The organism is Bacillus sp. ISL-75 (assembly GCF_018613095.1).
In genome coordinates this window covers 22,304-39,229 of sequence record NZ_JAGGQX010000002.1, presented here as the reverse complement: position 1 = coordinate 39,229, position 16,926 = coordinate 22,304, and the positions used below count along the sequence as shown (strand labels likewise).

Annotated in this window: 12 protein-coding genes; 2 read left to right on the top strand and 10 right to left on the bottom strand. The window is 37.7% G+C overall.

The window, feature by feature from the left end; translation table 11 throughout:
- Window position 1: 1 nt before the first annotated feature.
- From J7E63_RS00830 to J7E63_RS00785, 10 genes are all read right to left on the bottom strand, one after another.
- On the bottom strand, window positions 2-1,099 hold the full coding sequence (locus tag J7E63_RS00830) for a sulfate permease (RefSeq protein WP_308161867.1): 1,098 nt from the start codon (window positions 1,097-1,099) through the stop codon (window positions 2-4).
- 8 nt (window positions 1,100-1,107) lie between these two features.
- Window positions 1,108-1,824: a phosphoadenylyl-sulfate reductase gene (locus tag J7E63_RS00825; RefSeq protein ID WP_215009883.1), complete on the bottom strand. Its 717-nt coding sequence runs from the start codon at window positions 1,822-1,824 to the stop codon at window positions 1,108-1,110.
- 79 nt (window positions 1,825-1,903) lie between these two features.
- Window positions 1,904-2,059, bottom strand: coding sequence for a YezD family protein (locus tag J7E63_RS00820; RefSeq protein WP_285289242.1), 156 nt, complete (start codon window positions 2,057-2,059; stop codon window positions 1,904-1,906).
- Between the two features lie 185 nt (window positions 2,060-2,244).
- On the bottom strand, window positions 2,245-3,336 hold the full coding sequence (locus J7E63_RS00815) for a GerAB/ArcD/ProY family transporter (protein WP_215009882.1): 1,092 nt from the start codon (window positions 3,334-3,336) through the stop codon (window positions 2,245-2,247).
- Between the two features lie 21 nt (window positions 3,337-3,357).
- Complete coding sequence (locus tag J7E63_RS00810) at window positions 3,358-3,567, bottom strand: hypothetical protein (protein WP_214712941.1); 210 nt, start codon at window positions 3,565-3,567, stop codon at window positions 3,358-3,360.
- Window positions 3,568-3,576: 9 nt separating this feature from the next.
- A complete protein-coding gene (locus tag J7E63_RS00805) occupies window positions 3,577-4,839 on the bottom strand; it encodes a Ger(x)C family spore germination protein (protein WP_215009881.1) in 1,263 nt (420 codons plus the stop codon).
- Window positions 4,832-6,367: a spore germination protein gene (locus tag J7E63_RS00800; protein WP_215009880.1), complete on the bottom strand. Its 1,536-nt coding sequence runs from the start codon at window positions 6,365-6,367 to the stop codon at window positions 4,832-4,834. Before J7E63_RS00800 ends, J7E63_RS00805 begins: the two co-directional genes overlap by 8 nt.
- Before the next feature lie 73 nt (window positions 6,368-6,440).
- A complete protein-coding gene (locus J7E63_RS00795; RefSeq protein ID WP_215009879.1) occupies window positions 6,441-8,468 on the bottom strand; it encodes a YhgE/Pip domain-containing protein in 2,028 nt (675 codons plus the stop codon).
- 132 nt (window positions 8,469-8,600) lie between these two features.
- Complete coding sequence (gene ltaS / locus J7E63_RS00790; RefSeq protein WP_215009878.1) at window positions 8,601-10,556, bottom strand: lipoteichoic acid synthase; 1,956 nt, start codon at window positions 10,554-10,556, stop codon at window positions 8,601-8,603.
- A gap of 462 nt (window positions 10,557-11,018) precedes the next feature.
- On the bottom strand, window positions 11,019-14,183 hold the full coding sequence (locus J7E63_RS00785) for an efflux RND transporter permease subunit (RefSeq protein ID WP_215009877.1): 3,165 nt from the start codon (window positions 14,181-14,183) through the stop codon (window positions 11,019-11,021).
- 154 nt (window positions 14,184-14,337) lie between these two features.
- Here J7E63_RS00785 and J7E63_RS00780 point away from each other — a divergent pair, with 154 nt between their 5' ends.
- Together J7E63_RS00780 and J7E63_RS00775 are read left to right on the top strand one after the other, a co-directional pair.
- Window positions 14,338-15,198, top strand: coding sequence for a TetR/AcrR family transcriptional regulator (locus J7E63_RS00780; protein ID WP_215009876.1), 861 nt, complete (start codon window positions 14,338-14,340; stop codon window positions 15,196-15,198).
- Between the two features lie 111 nt (window positions 15,199-15,309).
- Window positions 15,310-16,914, top strand: a complete 1,605-nt coding sequence (locus J7E63_RS00775) for an MDR family MFS transporter (RefSeq protein ID WP_215009875.1) — start codon at window positions 15,310-15,312, stop codon at window positions 16,912-16,914.
- The last annotated feature ends 12 nt before the right edge of the window (window positions 16,915-16,926 follow it).

Sequence of the window (16,926 nt, the reverse complement as noted above, 5' to 3'; positions counted from 1 at the left end):
ATCAACCTTTCTCTACAAATTTTAATTTATTCGCTACTTTTGTATTTGGGACTACTACCTTCGAAGGTGTTTTCTTCATTAGGAACATCACACCAAAAACGGAGATTAGAACACCTATCATTGCAATAATTGGATAGAAGTTCTGTTCAATCACCAATTGAATAATGGTGTATGAAAGCACCATCGATAAAACAGGAGAAACAATCCAAACAGTTAGTAGTTGAACCACGATATCCTTTTTTAGGACTGCCTTCCCATATTTAGCATAGCCAATTCCGATTATGGAGGAAGTGGTAATTTGCGTTAATGGGACCGGAATTCCAAAAAGAGAGGCAGCAGTAACAATACTTGCACCAGTACCAGAAATTACACAACCTTCTTCTATCCTGAGAGTCGTTATTTTTTTCCCATTGGTTTCAAGCACTCGGTTTCCGAGAAAGAATGCACCGAGTGCAACGGCTAGACCGCCCCAGATGACCGCATCTCCCTTATGCATTAATCCTGCGGCAACAAGTGGTCCAACTGCATTTGCTACATTATTCATTCCAGCGGAGAAGGCTTCAAACAAGCCCATAAGTACAACAATGATTGCTAATATAGGACCAGCTTTTGACTTATCCATCCATGTTTTAATGAATGGTCGCCTCAACAGTGATGCAGCCAAAATGGCAATAACAAATGCAGCAAAAGGAGTAAGCAGCCAAAACATTGCTATCCACAAAACCTTGCCTACAAAAACCGATTGATAGACTACACCAGCTCCAATAACTGATCCTACTGCCACTTCGCTGGTCGAAAGAGGAATCCCAAAAATGTTGGCAAGGAATAATGATAATGCTGCTGAGGCAAGCACAATCAAGGCAATCGCCGTCGTAAATGTACTGCTAGGGACAATCCCGCTCCCAATAGTCTTTACGACTTCCTCTCCACCTAGCCAAGCACCTAGGAAAACTGCAATGGCACAAAGAGCCAATGCCTTTCTTTTTGCTATTACACCGGCTCCATAGGATATACCCATCGACGCTGCAGCACCACTAGCACCAATATTTACTGCAAAAAATAATCCTATTGAAACCGCAATTATGGTAAGCGTAGGAATGACCTCCTTTACTTAGAGTGCAAACCGCACTCCGTTTTACTGCTGCCCGTCCAACGCCCATCTCGGGAATCACCATTTGTTCCGACGGCCTGTGTACATGGGAAACAGCCAATACTTGGATAGTTTTGATCATGCAATTGGTTATAAGGGAGGTCTCTTTCCCTGATGTACGACCAAACCTCATCCCACGTCCAATGAATTAATGGACAGATTTTTATATTTTTAAATTTATCATCTTTGTTAACGAATTGCGTATCCTTCCTTGTTGGCGACTGTTCTCTCCGAAGACCTGAAATCCATGCATCTTTTGGAGTCAATGCCTCGCGCAGAGGGATGACCTTTCTGATTTGGCAGCATTGGTTTGGATCACGTTTCCATAATGCCGAGCCATATTCTGCTGCTTGTTGGTCTAAACTCAAATCAGGGGTTTTTCGCTCGATTTGTAACTCTGGAAAACGAGCTTCAATCTTATCAATCACTTCATACGTTTCAGGAAAGTGGAGCCCTGTATCTAAAAAAACAATCTGAGCATCTTTTTTTACCTGATAAATCAAATCGATTAATACAATTGCTTCAGCACCAAAACTGGATGCATAGATAATTTTCCCTTCAGGATAATTGCTATATGCCCACTCTAAAACAGACCTGGCACCCTTTGTCTCATCCTGAATAGAGAAGTTTTCCGAGATTTCACTCCAATTATTATAAGTCACTGTTTTTGTCATCCTCTATGGACCCCCTTTGTCATAATACAAAAGCTGTCTCCCACCCCAAAAAGGTGTAGACCGCCTCAAGTTTTTCTAGTCAGCGAATTTTATTTGATTGAAGACGAACCTTTTCATTTTTCTCAATTTGTACTATTTTTCCATCCTGAACTACTAGTGTAATAGATCCATATTTTAATGTGTCCAGCATACGTTCAATATGTTCCTTTACTTCCTGCCATTCTGAACCTTCCAGATGATTCGCCTCCCTTTAAAACTCATTGAATTGTTAAATTAAGATTAATCCTACCATACGCATAGGAATTGTCAATATAATTTATTATAATATTTAAAAAATCCTAGAGTGTTCCAAAATTAAAAAGAGGCAGACATTCATTCGAATGTCTGCCTAGTCCTATCCAAGGAACTATAGACCAGTTCTTATACCGTTTTTTTCTTTTTCAGCATCATTGTAATGAATAGGAATAGAAGTGGTAGAGCCGCTCCCATTAGAATATTTATGGGGACATATGACTGAAACAGAAATTCATTTATTTCGGAATAGTTCTTGGCGAAAAGTACGGCACCTACACCGATTAACCATCCGAATGGAATGATAAAAGGTTTGTATGTATCGGTTTTGAATATTTGTGCGGTCCCAAGGCACAGCCCATAGAGGAATAAAGAAATACGTATCATTAATCCAACCGTCCAAAAGAGAATCGCAATGGCATCAAAGCGATTGATTACATCGCCTGCTTCAATATACCTTACTTCCGAAAAAGTAGGAAAAGCCATTTTCGCGGCTTCTTCTGGCCCAAATAGTGCTATAGGCCCTGTGATAGGCCCTAAAAAGAAGATCAATGTTAAAAGTGCGCTATAAATCCCTGTTTTCATTAGTTTTTTTGGATTTTGAACATACGGTAAAACCATTCCCATTATTGCAAATTCACCAAACCACCCCATTACGGTGAGCGAGCCCAAAGAAACGGGGTATAACCCGTTACCTAAAAAAGGCAGGAGGTTGGTATAATCCTTTTTTTCATTTATGGTTAAGATTACAACAGCCATGGCGAAAATGACCAAAACCGGCAACATCACCTGGTTCAATCTTCCTAATGTTTCAAGACCTTTATGAACGATATAGATTGATAATAGAAGAATCACCGTAATAAATGCCCACATTGGTGTTTCCATCATAATTCTTTTATAAGCCTCCGCGTAGAGTCTTGTTGCCAAACATGCCATGATAAAAAAATAAAACAAATATAGGAATCCCAGTATTTTCCCAATCCAAGAGAAATGCTGAAAAAGAATTTCAATTAAAGTTAAGCCTGGAAATCGCTGAGAAAGCTTAACCAACGAGACTATTCCAATGAGCCCCAGTGCACTTCCGAATATTCCTGCAATCCACCCATCTTGCTTACTATGTGCCATCACAACCGTCAAAATAATTAAATGCCCGATGATCGTCAAAGAAGTGATCGCTAACATAGAAGCCTGAATATTACTAATTCTTCCCTTTTCAATCATAGGAAATTCCCTCCAATCATACTAAAACGGGCTTATTGTATTAAATAATTTTGATAAGGATGGAAGCTGGAATTCGTATATCAACACACCACCTAAAACAATTGCTAATCCCAGGATACCCATTTGAATAAACATCACTTTTTTCTCTTTCTTTTTCCAGGAAGTATATAGATGAAAAACTGTTGTGATACCTACTAGTATGATAAATAGTAAGAAGAATAACGTTTTCATTTTTTCCCTCTATTCTGATGTAGTTCCTTTTTGTAAGCCGAATCTTGTTATGGAAAAATCTATGTTTATATCGATGTCTGTATCTTTAAAACCATCCTTTTTCCATGACGAAGCCATTCCCCTCCAATCTTCAGGATATTTCCGTTTAAATTGGTCACCAAAGCCAATGATATCTGTATTCCAGTCATATTTAATCTTTCTAAACAAATCATCTATTTCTTTTCTTACTATTCCTTCAACCTGGCGATTTAGGTTAGCTAAATAATTACTTGAAATAGAAGGGGTTGAACAGGTTATCTCACTGATTTCACCGTCGGCATGAATATCAACATGAAAAACAATCTTCGAATCATTCTTTTCGGGTGAAATTGAGGTGTTTACCTTTCTTATGGTGAGACTAGTGTTCCCTTCACTTGGCCCATCTCCACAAGGAGCAACGATCACATCTTTAACTAGGTCTCCTTTAAGCCACAATAAGCCATTCGTCTCCTCTTTATTCAAGTATCCAACTAATTTCCCATTTTTAAACACAGCTGTTTCGTTTAAACTTAGTGAAGCCTCTTTACTTTCCTGAGGAATCAGACTTTTACTACTTTCTTTTGCAATGGGTTCCACTTTTCCTGTTTTAGATAATTCATCATTCTTAATTGAGGTAGATAGTACCCCTGTATAAGGTTCCGTTGAAACACTGCTTAATGCCTCTGAAAATTTACTAAGGTCTTTGACCATTGAAGATGTGGCATACCGATTCGTCGCAAACATGCCTCTTATTTCCAAACCAAGTGTTGGCTTTAACTCTGGTTTTGTGGTAATAATATCCTTTGCCTTCCCTTTTGTTACATAAAGTTGCAAATTCGGACGAAAATCATTTTCTCTTTTAAAATAATCTAAACTTTGCTCCAAGTTTTCCTTAGAAGCAAAAGTGTTTCCCAAAACAAGTACATTCATGTGTCCAAAATAAAGTCTTTTCGGGATTGAACTAGATAATCTGGAAATAGCTTGGACTATGCTTTTACCGGTTGTAGAAATAATTAAAGAATTCTCACCTTTTCCATCCGAATTATTTTTTGATGTTAACGAAAATATTTGGTAAGTCTTTACAATGGATGCTGTGATTTCATATTCTCCTTTTTCATTGATATCAATTCCCATGATATCAGTGACTGCAATTTCCTCTGCCTCATGTGAGCTCCAGCAGCCTGTTAAAGAAATAAGCAAAAAAGAATTAATAACAATGATTATTAAACATCTAAACTTACTGATATTACTCATCCTTTTTCTCCTTACTGCCTACTGATGATGAAGAAGCCTCTCCACTTCGGTGGAAATTGTTGATATTCATACCTGGAATACGCGACTTCATTCCCCACCAAGGAGCCCGAATAAAGACATCCTTCCAGCCCTGATAGAATGCAGGTGATACTGGCGAAAAATAGGGAACACCGAAAGAACGCAGACTAATAACATGGGTTAAGCCGAACATCAGACCAATAAGGATACCCATGAATCCAAAAAAACCAGCCAAAATAAGCAAGGGAATGCCTAACATTCTAATTATTTGGTGAAACGCATAGTTTGGCATAATAAATGATGTTAACGCTGTGATCGAAACAACAATGCTTAAAACTGGCCCAATAATTCCAGCCTGCACGGCTGCTTGGCCAACGATAACTAAAGCAAGAGTGATTATTATTGGACTCCCAAACGTTTTAGGCATTCGCAAGCCAGCTTCCCGAATCAGTTCGTAAGTCATGACCATAAAGATCGCTTCAATTAAAACGGGATATGGAAGACCTTCACGGCTCCCAGCAATTCTCAATAGAAGTGTTGTTTGTAATAAATCGGGATGAAAGGTGGTCAATGCTACATAAAAAGCAGGAAGGATTAAGGTTACAAAAAGCCCCAAAAATCGGACCCAACGAACCATTGTTGCAGCTAGCGAACTATCGTAATAATCCTGACTGGTGTGGAGGAATTCCACAAAAAGGGCAGGTGCTGTCAATACAAAGGGAGACCCATCAATGATAATGGCGACCTTTCCATCAAGTAAGCTCCCACATACTTTATCTGGACGATCAGTATTGTAAATGGTTGGGAACGGAGACCGCTTTGAATCTTGGATTAGAGACTCAATATATTGACTCTCTAATATTCCATCAATGTCTATTTTGGAAAGCCGGTCTTTTATTTCTTGGACAATTTCCTCACTAGCAATTCCGGCCATATATAAAATGCCTATTTTTGTATTGGTTTGTCGACCCAGGGTTAGAAATTTTACTTTTAATTGTGGAGTTCGTATCCGTTTACGTACAAGCGCTAGGTTTGTGTCTAAATCCTCGATAAAACCCTCACGCGGCCCGCGAACAGTTCGTTCAGTAACAGCCTCCGTTATGGCTCTGCCCGTATATTTAGCCGTTTGCAGCATATATGCCTGGTCTTCATTATCAATCAATAAAATAGTATTCCCTAATAACAACTGTTCAACGATTGTACTTAAACTATTTGAATGTTTAACATTAATAGATAAAAAATTCTTTTTTATGAAATTTTGATTGGTTTGTTTTGTACTGACGGTGTGATGTTCATTGATGGTTACGACATGACTTTCGATTTCGGTTAACAATTGAAGGTCGACCATTCCTGGATGGTAGATTAAACATCCTTCAACATTTGAAATGTCCATGTGTTTATATTCCAGATCTTCACAGGATTCGAACACGCACTTAATAGAAGCAATGTTTTCAATTAGCGAGGAAGATAGAAAACTATACACACTCAAATTTTGCTGGCCACTTACCACAATCTCCACCTCCATAACTAATAGTGTTTTACTTAGTTTTAAAAATATACAACCTACACAGTAATTAATTGAACTAAGGAATAATCTTTGATGTCCTTGCTTTTTCTGCTGTTTGTTGAATCCGTTTGCTTAATGGTTTTTTTAATATCAGTGCTACAAGAAAACTAATGAATACAAAGACAATTAATGAAAGGATATCTTTAAAAACCACCTCTTTGATCATTCCACCGACCGTTTCACGGAGCATGCTTACCGCATACGTAAACGGCATAAAGGGGTTTAATTTTTGAAAAAAGGAAGAGGTCAAACTAACTGGAAACGTAGCTCCCGAACTAGATATTTGCAGGACTAAGAAAAGGATTGCTAAACCTTTTCCAATATTTCCGAACACCGAACATAAGGAATACGTAATCGTAACAAACACGATACTGATAAAAATGCTTAAAAGTACAAACCAAAGTTTGTCCACAGCATACGTGTGAATTAAAAACAAATCACCCAGAGCTACAATGGCTGCTTGGAAGATGCCGATCGTCAGAAATGTTAGCAGCCTCCCTAAATAGATTTGGTAGCTTTTGTATCTATTCTCAGGGTCATCGACATCTACTTTTAAGGAAGCAATCAGGAGAGTGGCTCCGACCCATAGAGCCAGCATCGTATAAAAAGGGGTCATCGCCGATCCATAATTCGGGATAGGAAATAACCTTTTCGTTTTCAATAGGATTGGGCTCGATAAAAAGTTACTTTCTTTTTGAGGATCATGTTTAAGAAATTGGATTAAATCATTTATATTCACACTGCCTTCAAACTTACGGATTTTATCGGCCGCACTTCTAATTTTAGTTTCAAATCCTGGTAAGTCATTTCGAGCTAAGTCCGCTGCTTTATGAACAACTTTTACAAGTTCGGGAAGCCTTGTTTGAACAAGGTTCCTTGCTCTTCGAATGTCTTCCTCCACTTTTGGCAAATCATTCCGCACAAAATCAGCCGCCTTATGTAGTTTCTGTTCAACCCTGGGCAAATCATTTTTAAAAAATAAGGCTGCTGAATTTATAACCCGGGTTGCTTCGTCCACTTTCTGTTGAATGCCAATCCGAGTTTCATGGATGCTACTATGGATTTTCACTAACTCCTCGTACAATTGGTCTAATTGCTGTTGATTTGATGTAGTATCTACCTGTTTTGTATCTTTAACGCTTTGGATTGCTTGTTTAAGTTTCGTTTCTACCTCGTTTAAATTCGAGACTACTTCTGAAATAATATCGGTGGTACGCTGAATATCAGTAAGTTTCCCTTGTAGTACAATCACTTTGTCTCCGGCGTCCTTTATAATTGGCAAACTAGCTTCAGCCTTCAAGATACTGGTGCCGGCCTGCTGGATTTCGGGTATTCTTTGTTCAAGCTCAATAATTTTCTGTCCCTTTGCTTGTATTTCGGGCAGCCTCTCCTCCAGTTCAATCGCCTTTTTTCCCATTTCCTCAATCTGCGGTAATGCTTTTTCCAATTCAAAGATTTGTTTCTCAACATTATGAATGGAAGGCAATGCTTGCTCAAGCTCAATACCTGCTCTATAAAATACAGAGAATATCTCATTTCCCACCGTTTTAATAAACGCCTGGCTAATTTGTGCCGTAACACTCGAAGCCCCTGAGTTTGCAATTTTCGGCGCCACGGCATTGATTTTTTCGTTAACAGCGAACTCTATGTTTGGTTTTTGGGGGTTCACTTCTAAAATACTCGTAAGTTTCTTTGAAAAATCCTTTGGGATAATGAGATATGCATAGTAATGCCCTTTCTCTACGCCACTCTGTGCATCGCTCCGATTCACAAAAACCCAACCAAGCTGGTGATTCTTTTTTAGGCTTTTTACAGTATCATTTCCAACATTAAATTTCTTCCCACGAATTTCCGCTCCTTCATCCTCGTTGCTAACAGCCACCCGAATCCCCGATGTATTGCCGTAAGGGTCCCACATCGATTTGATATTAACCCATGCATAGGCAGAAGGCAGGATCATTAGTGCCCCAATTAACAAAACTACAATTGGAACTCTAAATATATTTCTCCAATCTGTTTGGTAAATATGAAAAATCTTCCCCACTATTTCCTCCACCTTTCACTAGTAGTCCATGATCTTATCTTCCTACTATCTACAAGAAAAGATTCAGGAAATAGAAACGAAATGCACAAAGAGGGCTGCCTAAGAAAATTTACTTAGGCAGCCCTCTTTGTTTTACTTCTTATTGGGTTCCACATCAGTCGTGGGATTATAGTTATATTTTGAACGGTCGACAGGAATAAACGTTTCAGGTTTGTAGAAACGTAATAAATCTCCATTTACAACTTTATCTGATAGCTTTAATTTATATTCGACGATTTTCTGATCTTTCTTAGCTTCTTCGGTTTTAGCTTTATCTAATTTCATTCCCGTTTTGGAATCATAGTACTTACCATCAATAGAGGTGATAGTTGAACTTACAAAGCCTCCATTTCTGAAAGGAACTACATCATCATGCTGCTCAGATAATAGGTCGGTTCCAAATTGGACATATTCTTTTGTGTCAGTTCCAAGCAAGTGAAGAAGAGTTGGAAGAAGATCGATTTGACCACCGTATTCGTGGTTTACTCCACCTTCCATTCCTGGGACACGAATAAATAATGGCACGCGCTGTAATCCACTATTTTCAAATGGTGTAATTTCTTTTCCCATTACCTGTGCCATTGCTTTATTATGATTTTCTGAAATACCATAATGGTCCCCGTACATCACAATAATGGAACGATCATATAAACCTGATTTTTTCAGATAGTCAAAGAATTGCTTCAATGCTTCGTCCGCATATCGTGCAGTTTGAAAATACCCATCAACCGATTTATCACCCGTTGTACCTGGTGCAATCGTTGCGTCTTCTTCATTAATCGGGTACGGATAATGATTCGATACGGTAATAAATTTTGTATAGAATGGCTCTGGTAAAGATTCCAAAAGTGGAATCGATTGTTCATAAAATGGCTTATCCATCAGTCCATACTCAGCTAGATCTTTAGAATCTATTTGATAGTAGTTTGAATCAAAGAACTTGTTAAAACCAAATGATGTATAAATTTCATTACGATTCCAGAAGCTTCCTGAATTCCCGTGAAATACAGCAGACGTATAGCCTTGCTGACCTAGTATTGCGGGAGCAGCCTCATAGGTGTTTAAACCTTTTGTCGTATATGCTGACCCTTGAGGTAATCCATATAATGAATTTTCTAACATAAATTCAGCATCCGACGTTTTACCTTGTCCTGTTTGATGGAAGAAATTATCAAAGTAAAGTGTATTTTGATCATTCGTTAATGAATTTAAAAATGGTGTTACTTCTTCCCCATTCAACTTGTAATTAATAAGGAAGTTTTGCATTGATTCAAGATGTAAATAGATTACATTCATTCCTTTTCCAGCACCAAAGTAAGCTGGATTTGGCTTTGCATAATTCGATTTTGTATAGTTAACGACTTCAGTAATATCATCACTGCTCGCCATAACCCTTTGAGCGGATGCTTTCGTACTTTGAACGGCATCATAAATGGTGTAATTGTACATACCTAAATATTTCACGATATAGTTTCGGTCAAATCCTCTAGTTAATAATTGAGGACGGTCTGTTTCAGCTAAAGCTAGGTTTGCACTAGAAATAGCAAGCGCCATTGAAAATAAGGCAGCCACTTTTCCGCGATTCATGTCATTGGCCTCAATTTTCACAAACCGTAAAACAAGTAAGGCAGCCAAAATAATGATATCAATGAAGAATAAAAAATCATACGGTTTTAATAGGGACGTCACACTTCCGCTTACATCGCCAAAATTTTGTGTCTGCGTTAGAGTCGGTAAGGTAATAAAATCATTAAAAAATCGGTAAAATAGAATATTCGCATATAATAGAAACGATAAAAGAAAATCGATGACAATCAGCCCAATATACTTTTTTCTACCTTTTAAAAAGAAAGAAAGTCCTAAGAAAAGTAAAGAAGAACCGAGCGGATTTATAAATAATAGAAACTTCTGAAGAGAATTTTCAATTCCTAAGTCAAATTGCGTTAATTGAACGATATATGTCTTCATCCATAGGAAAAATACAGTCAAAAAGAAAAAGCCAACATATTTATTAAAAATACTTTGACCTCTTTGAAATACGTTATTCATATAGCACCTGCCTTGTAATCTATGATTATATAATTTCAGTCATTATTTTAAAAATAATGGGTGGATACTGTTCCCAATAGTCTATCATCTATTTTAGCATTTAAATATGAACAATCCATGAATATTTTAAAAATAATTAAATTAGGCAACACAAGAATATTACTATACTCCATTTTTTTTAAATGTCAAGGACTCTGTAAAAAAATAAGAAACTGATCCTACCGTTAATGTTGCGTTAACGGAGAATCAGTTTCTATTCATTTTATTTTACTTATAGGCACGGTTAAACTTGCCTGTTGATTTCCGTTCCAGGCGCGTACGGTCCGCGGGCGGTCCGGGGAGTCTCCTCGTCGCTGCGCTCCTGCGGGGTCTCCCCTGCCCCGTCCTCCCGCAGGAGTCTTCGCGCCTGGAACGAAGGTCAACAGGGTGCCAAAATCAACAATAAGTTTTACCGTTGCTTACTTATAGAACTTTCTCTACTTGCTTCTTTTCTTTTCGCTTCATTTTCATTAGTGTTTCATAGACAATTGGCACAATTACTAATGTAAGCAGGGTAGAACTTGTCAGTCCACCGATAACGGTGACACCTAATCCCTTCGAAATTAGTCCACTTCCTTCCATACCGATTGCTAGTGGTATAAGTGCACCAATTGTCGCAATTGCTGTCATAAGAATTGGGCGAACACGTGTCCCAGCTGCCTCAAGAAGGGCTTCTCGTGTCGATAATCCATCATTTTCTTTATGAATGACACGATCAATTAATACGATTGCATTCGTTACAACAATCCCAATTAACATCAAGGCGCCAATCATTGCTGAAACACTTAAGGTTTCGCCAGCGATCAATAATCCTAATAACCCGCCGATAATGGTAAATGGCAACGAGAATAGAATCGCTAGTGGTGCTAAACCTCCACCAAATGTAATAACGAGAACTAGATAAACAATTGCAATGGCTGCAAGCATTGCTAGGCCTAACTGTGTAAAGGATTCAGCAATATCTTCTGATACTCCGCCTACAGATATATCCACGGTCGATGGCATTTTTAACGTATCTACTTTCTTTTGAACAGCCTTCGAAACTTTTGATACATCTTTAGTGGTAATTTCTGCACTTACACTTGCATAAATACGACCATCACGCCTTGTAATCGTGTCAGAAGTGTTTCCCACTTTAACGTCGACGACATCCTTAATGGGAACTGTCATACCCAAAGGGGATTGAAGCGTTTTATCTGTCAATTCATTAATATCTTCATATTCATCTTTCTCAACCTCTAGATAGACCTTCATTTCTTTGCTGTTATTTTCAATCGTTGTCAATACTTGACGTTGGCCATTTCCAGCTAGGCCCATTCCAACCTGTGCTGCAGTAAGACCTAATTGGCTTAACTTTTCCTGATTAGGAACTAATGTGTATTCTTCATACGTATCCGAGATACTCGTTTTCACATTTCTAAGGGATTCGTTTTTCTTAAAAATCTTCGATATATTGTTCACGACTGGTTCAATTTCATCCATATTGTCACCATAGACGTTAAACGTTAGAGCATTCGATGATCCCATGCCAGAGAAATCTTGGCTTGCCCATTCACCTTTATCTTTTCGTTTCTTTAGGTCATTGATAACCTTTTCGGTTTCATGTGAAAAGTTTTTAGTATCTTTGTCATATTCAACAAAAAACATGGCAGAATTACTTTGCCCTGGATTCATTGGATTTTCTCCGCCAACAGAAAACTGAATGGTTTTTACTCCTGTTCTTTCCTCAAAAAATTCTTCTGCTTCTGTTGCAATCCTCTCAACTTCATCCAATGTTTGGCCTGGTGCCGGTTTGTATGTGGCAACAACCATTTTCTGCTCATCAGAAGGAAGGAAACTTACCCCAATGACCGGTACAAGGAACAAGCTGCCAACTAACAGTAAGATAGCTAACCCAAAGGTAATAATTTTATGATTTAACGACCAATTAAGAACCTTTTTATAATTTGAAGCTAATTTACCCGGTTTATTTTCAACATGCACTTGTTTCGATGAAATTCCTTTTTTAAATAAGGAATGAGCCATCATTGGAACAACCGTAATCGCTACTAAAAGAGATGCCATTAATGCGAAGACGATCGTTAATGCAAATGGTAAGAACATTTCCCCAACAGGACCTTTTACTAATCCTAATGGAAGGAAAACAGCAATTGTTACAATCGTTGAAGAAAAGATCGGCATAAACATTTCTCTAGTGGCTGCCACAATTAATTCCTTACCACTAAGTGTTTCATTCTTAAGAGACATTCGTCTAAATATATTTTCGATGACAACAATTGAATCATCAATAACTCGACCGATCGCAACTGTCATTGCCCCGAGTGTCATCATATTTAGCGTAATATCCATTTGTTTAAGAAGTAAAATAGCTATTAATATCGATAAAGGAATAGAAATGACTGAAATAATTGTTGTCCGAAAATTTCTTAAGAAAAGCAATATGATAATCATGGCAAAGATCGCACCAAATATCGCTTTATTAAGCATTGTTGCAACTGATTCTTCGATAGGTTTCCCTTGATCAAAAATCGTCGTAACTTTTAACCCATCAATCTTAGCTTCAAAACCACTTAGTTTTTCTTTTACTGCGTTAACAACATCTACTGTATTTGCATCTTGTGCACTTGTAATTTGCACACCGATTGATTCCTCACCATTTGTCCTGGAAATAGATTCGGCTTTCCCTACTACTTCAATTGTTGCTATATCTTTAAGTTCTACAGTAGGAATCGATGCTGGTACCTGTGCTGTTTGATTGCCTTGGCTAACTTGGCCGCTTGTCATACCTTGTTGTACCTGACTTTGTTGACCACCCGTCATTCCTTGCTGTGGTGCACCTGTAGATGGGACTACGGGAATTTTTATTGCTTTTAGGTCATCGATCGATGTCACATTCCCATCAATGACAACTGACTTTTGCGTATCTTTAAATGTGTATAAACCTAATGGAAACTTAACGTCTGTAGCTTTAATTAAATTCTTAATTGTTTCTTGGGTTAAACCATATTTCTTTAATTTAGTTTCATCAAATTTCAATTGAACTTCGTCAACTTGTTGACCTGATATTTGAACGGTTGATACTCCTTCAACACCCTCAAGTTCTGGAATGATCTCCTCTTCAGCTGTTTTTGTTAATTCTGCCAAAGATTGGTCTGAATTTGTAATACTTAAGGACATGACTGGAAAGCTTGAGAAACTCATCCGGGAAACTTTTGGTGCCTCCACTCCATCAGGAAGTTCTAAATTGCTTAATGCTTCTTTTACTTCATTTTGAGCTTTTTCCATATCTTTATCAAAATTGTATTCTATTTGTATAGATGAAGCATTTTGAAACGAAGAGGAACTAACAACAGAAACCCCGTCTAAATTCTCCACACGCTTTTCAATCGGTTCAGTAACTTTCTCTGCTACTTGTTCAGGTGTTGCACCTGGATAAACAGCCATTATTGAAACAAGCGGGGTACTGATATTAGGAATGGTTTCTAGTTTCATGTTCATCCCAGAATACAATCCAGCAATTGTAATAATAATGGTTAACAGCCATACGGCAAATTTGTTCTTCAATGAAAACTGAATGATTTTCTTCATATTTCGCTCCTTCTTTTACCTTGTTGACATTTTGGTTTGATTGGAATAGGATTGACTATACGGTCACATTAGACATAATAATACTGACCAATAGGTCATAAGTCAATGATAATAAATTTTTAAAATAGGAACATCAATTAATGGAGGGTTTATTTTGACGGAAAAGGAGAAAGTAATCATAAAATCAGGGATGAAGCTTTTTGCTCAAAAAGGTTTTTCCTCTACTTCAATACAAGAAATTGCAACAGAAAGCGGTATTTCTAAAGGAGCTTTCTACCTGCATTTTAAGTCAAAGGATGATTTATTACTCGCAATATTGGAATATATATTCGAGACCATCGATTCAAGTCTGTTAGATTTTGAAAACCAGGGTTTATCTCCCCGAGAAAAATTCATCAAGCAACTCACTGCTTTTTTCGGAACCTTTATTGGACATAAAGAGTTTTTAATCATGCTCTCCAAAGAACAAGCCATCCCAAGAAATGAAGAAATTAAGAAACTTTTTTTCAAAAAGCGCTTTGAATCTCATTTATTATATCGTAAAGGATTAGTTTCTATTTATGGATCAAACACAGAGCCTTTCTCAATTGATCTGGCATTTATTCTTGAAGGGTTGTTTCAATCGTATGTAGGGTTATTGATAATGGAACCAGCGGAGTTTGATATTGAAGAGTTATCCCACTTTTTGATGCGAAGGATGGATAGTATCGTAAAAGATATTTCAAACGAAGAACCCTTCTTAACTGAGGAAAAGCTGGGAAACATTATCAAAAACTCTAAGCAATTTTTTGAACCTGTAAATCTAAATAATATTGTTGAAAAGATGAGAAATGAAATCGATCAAATGGAAAATAGAGAAGCGTTGGAAATTTCATTGGATGTCCTTGAAGAGGAAATGAGTAAACAGAGCCCTCGTCTTCCTGTCATTAAAGGGATGCTTTCTAACTTTAAAGGAATTCCAACACTTGAAAAATACACCAAGGAAATTGCTGATTTTTATGACTTTGACATATAGAGGATATGTTTCAACTATCCTTTACTATAAAAATTATTGACTGACCAGCCAGTTTTATTGTATATTTTATGACGGTACTTAATTAATAGCATCCAGATAGGAGAAAACGATATGGAGATAGAAGAAAAACAGATAAACACAAAATTAATCATTACCGGTTTAATTATTGGTATGTTTTTCAGTGCTTTAGAACAAACCATCGTAGGAACAGCCATGCCTACGATTATTTCAGAATTAAATGGCTTTACCATTTTTGCATGGGTTACTACCGCCTATATGATCACATCGACAACGGTTGTCCCAATCGTTGGGAAACTATCTGACTTGTACGGTAGAAGGTTCCTCTATTTAATCGGAACGATTATTTTTATTATTGGTTCAGGTCTGTGTGCAACTGCAACATCAATGGAACAGTTAGTTATCTATAGAGGTCTTCAAGGGATCGGCGGCGGGATGATCATGCCCCTGTCTCAGACTATCATTGGTGACATCTTTACTGCTGAACAACGGGCCAAGTGGCAAGGAATTTTTGGTGGACTTTTTGGTTTAAGTTCAGTTATCGGTCCTTTCTTAGGTGGATTAATTGTCGATAGCATTAGCTGGCACTGGATATTCCTGATTAACGTTCCCTTTGGACTACTTTCCGCTATCTTAATCTTTATAGGATTCAAACACGAAACAGTTGCAAGTAAAGGCAAAGTTAATATTGATTATTTAGGGATTATCACATTAATTCCTGCCATTGTCCTATTATTGTTAGGTTTGACATTCGGCGGGGATAAATTTGAATGGGCCTCAACCTCATCTTTCCTTATTTTCGGTGGTTCCATTATGCTGCTTATCATTTTCGGTTTCATTGAACGAAAAGCTATTGAACCAATTTTGGATCTTTCATTTTTTAAAAACCGAACATTTGCAACGATGAATGCTTTAGGATTTTTACTTGGGCTTGGTATGTTTGGGGCCATTATGTTCGTACCTATGTACATGCAAGGTATTCTTGGCGTTTCACCAACCCAGGCTGGTACTACTATGACTCCAATGATGATTGCTATGATTGCTGCAAGTATAATTGGCGGGCAACTATTACTAAGATTTAGCTTTCGCTCTGTACTAACAGCAGGTATGCTGCTTGGTGCTTTAGGATTCTTTTTAATGAGTACAATGGGCATCGATTCAAACGAATACACTGCTTATGCATATATGGTTGTTCTTGGTTTAGGGATGGGCTTAGTGATGCCTACATTAATGATTGCGATTCAAAATGAATTTCCAAAATCCCAACTGGGAACTGTTACATCAGCTTCCACCTTCTTTCGCTCCATAGGTGGAACAATTGGGATTACCGTTTTAAATTCTATCATGAATCACACACTTAAAGGAGAAATGGTTACTGCAGCTAATGATGCTGAAAATCCAATAGCTCATAAAGCATTACAAGCTCTTTCAGAAAAAACGGATTCTCTATTCAGTTTGCTGCTTAATCCAAGTCTTCTAAAAATGCCAGAAGAAATCCAAAATAGCGTGATTCATGCTATTCAAATTGCCTGGTCCGATTCTTTTTCTACGGTTTTCTTGACAGGGCTCATTTTTATCGCAGTGGGGGTTTTTGTGGCTCTTGCTGTTGGCAAAGGTCGTATAAAACGAGATAGCGAACTTAATGAGAGCGGCGAACAACAAGTGACATCGTTTAATCGAGATGCAACTGAATCATAAGATGAAGAGGGA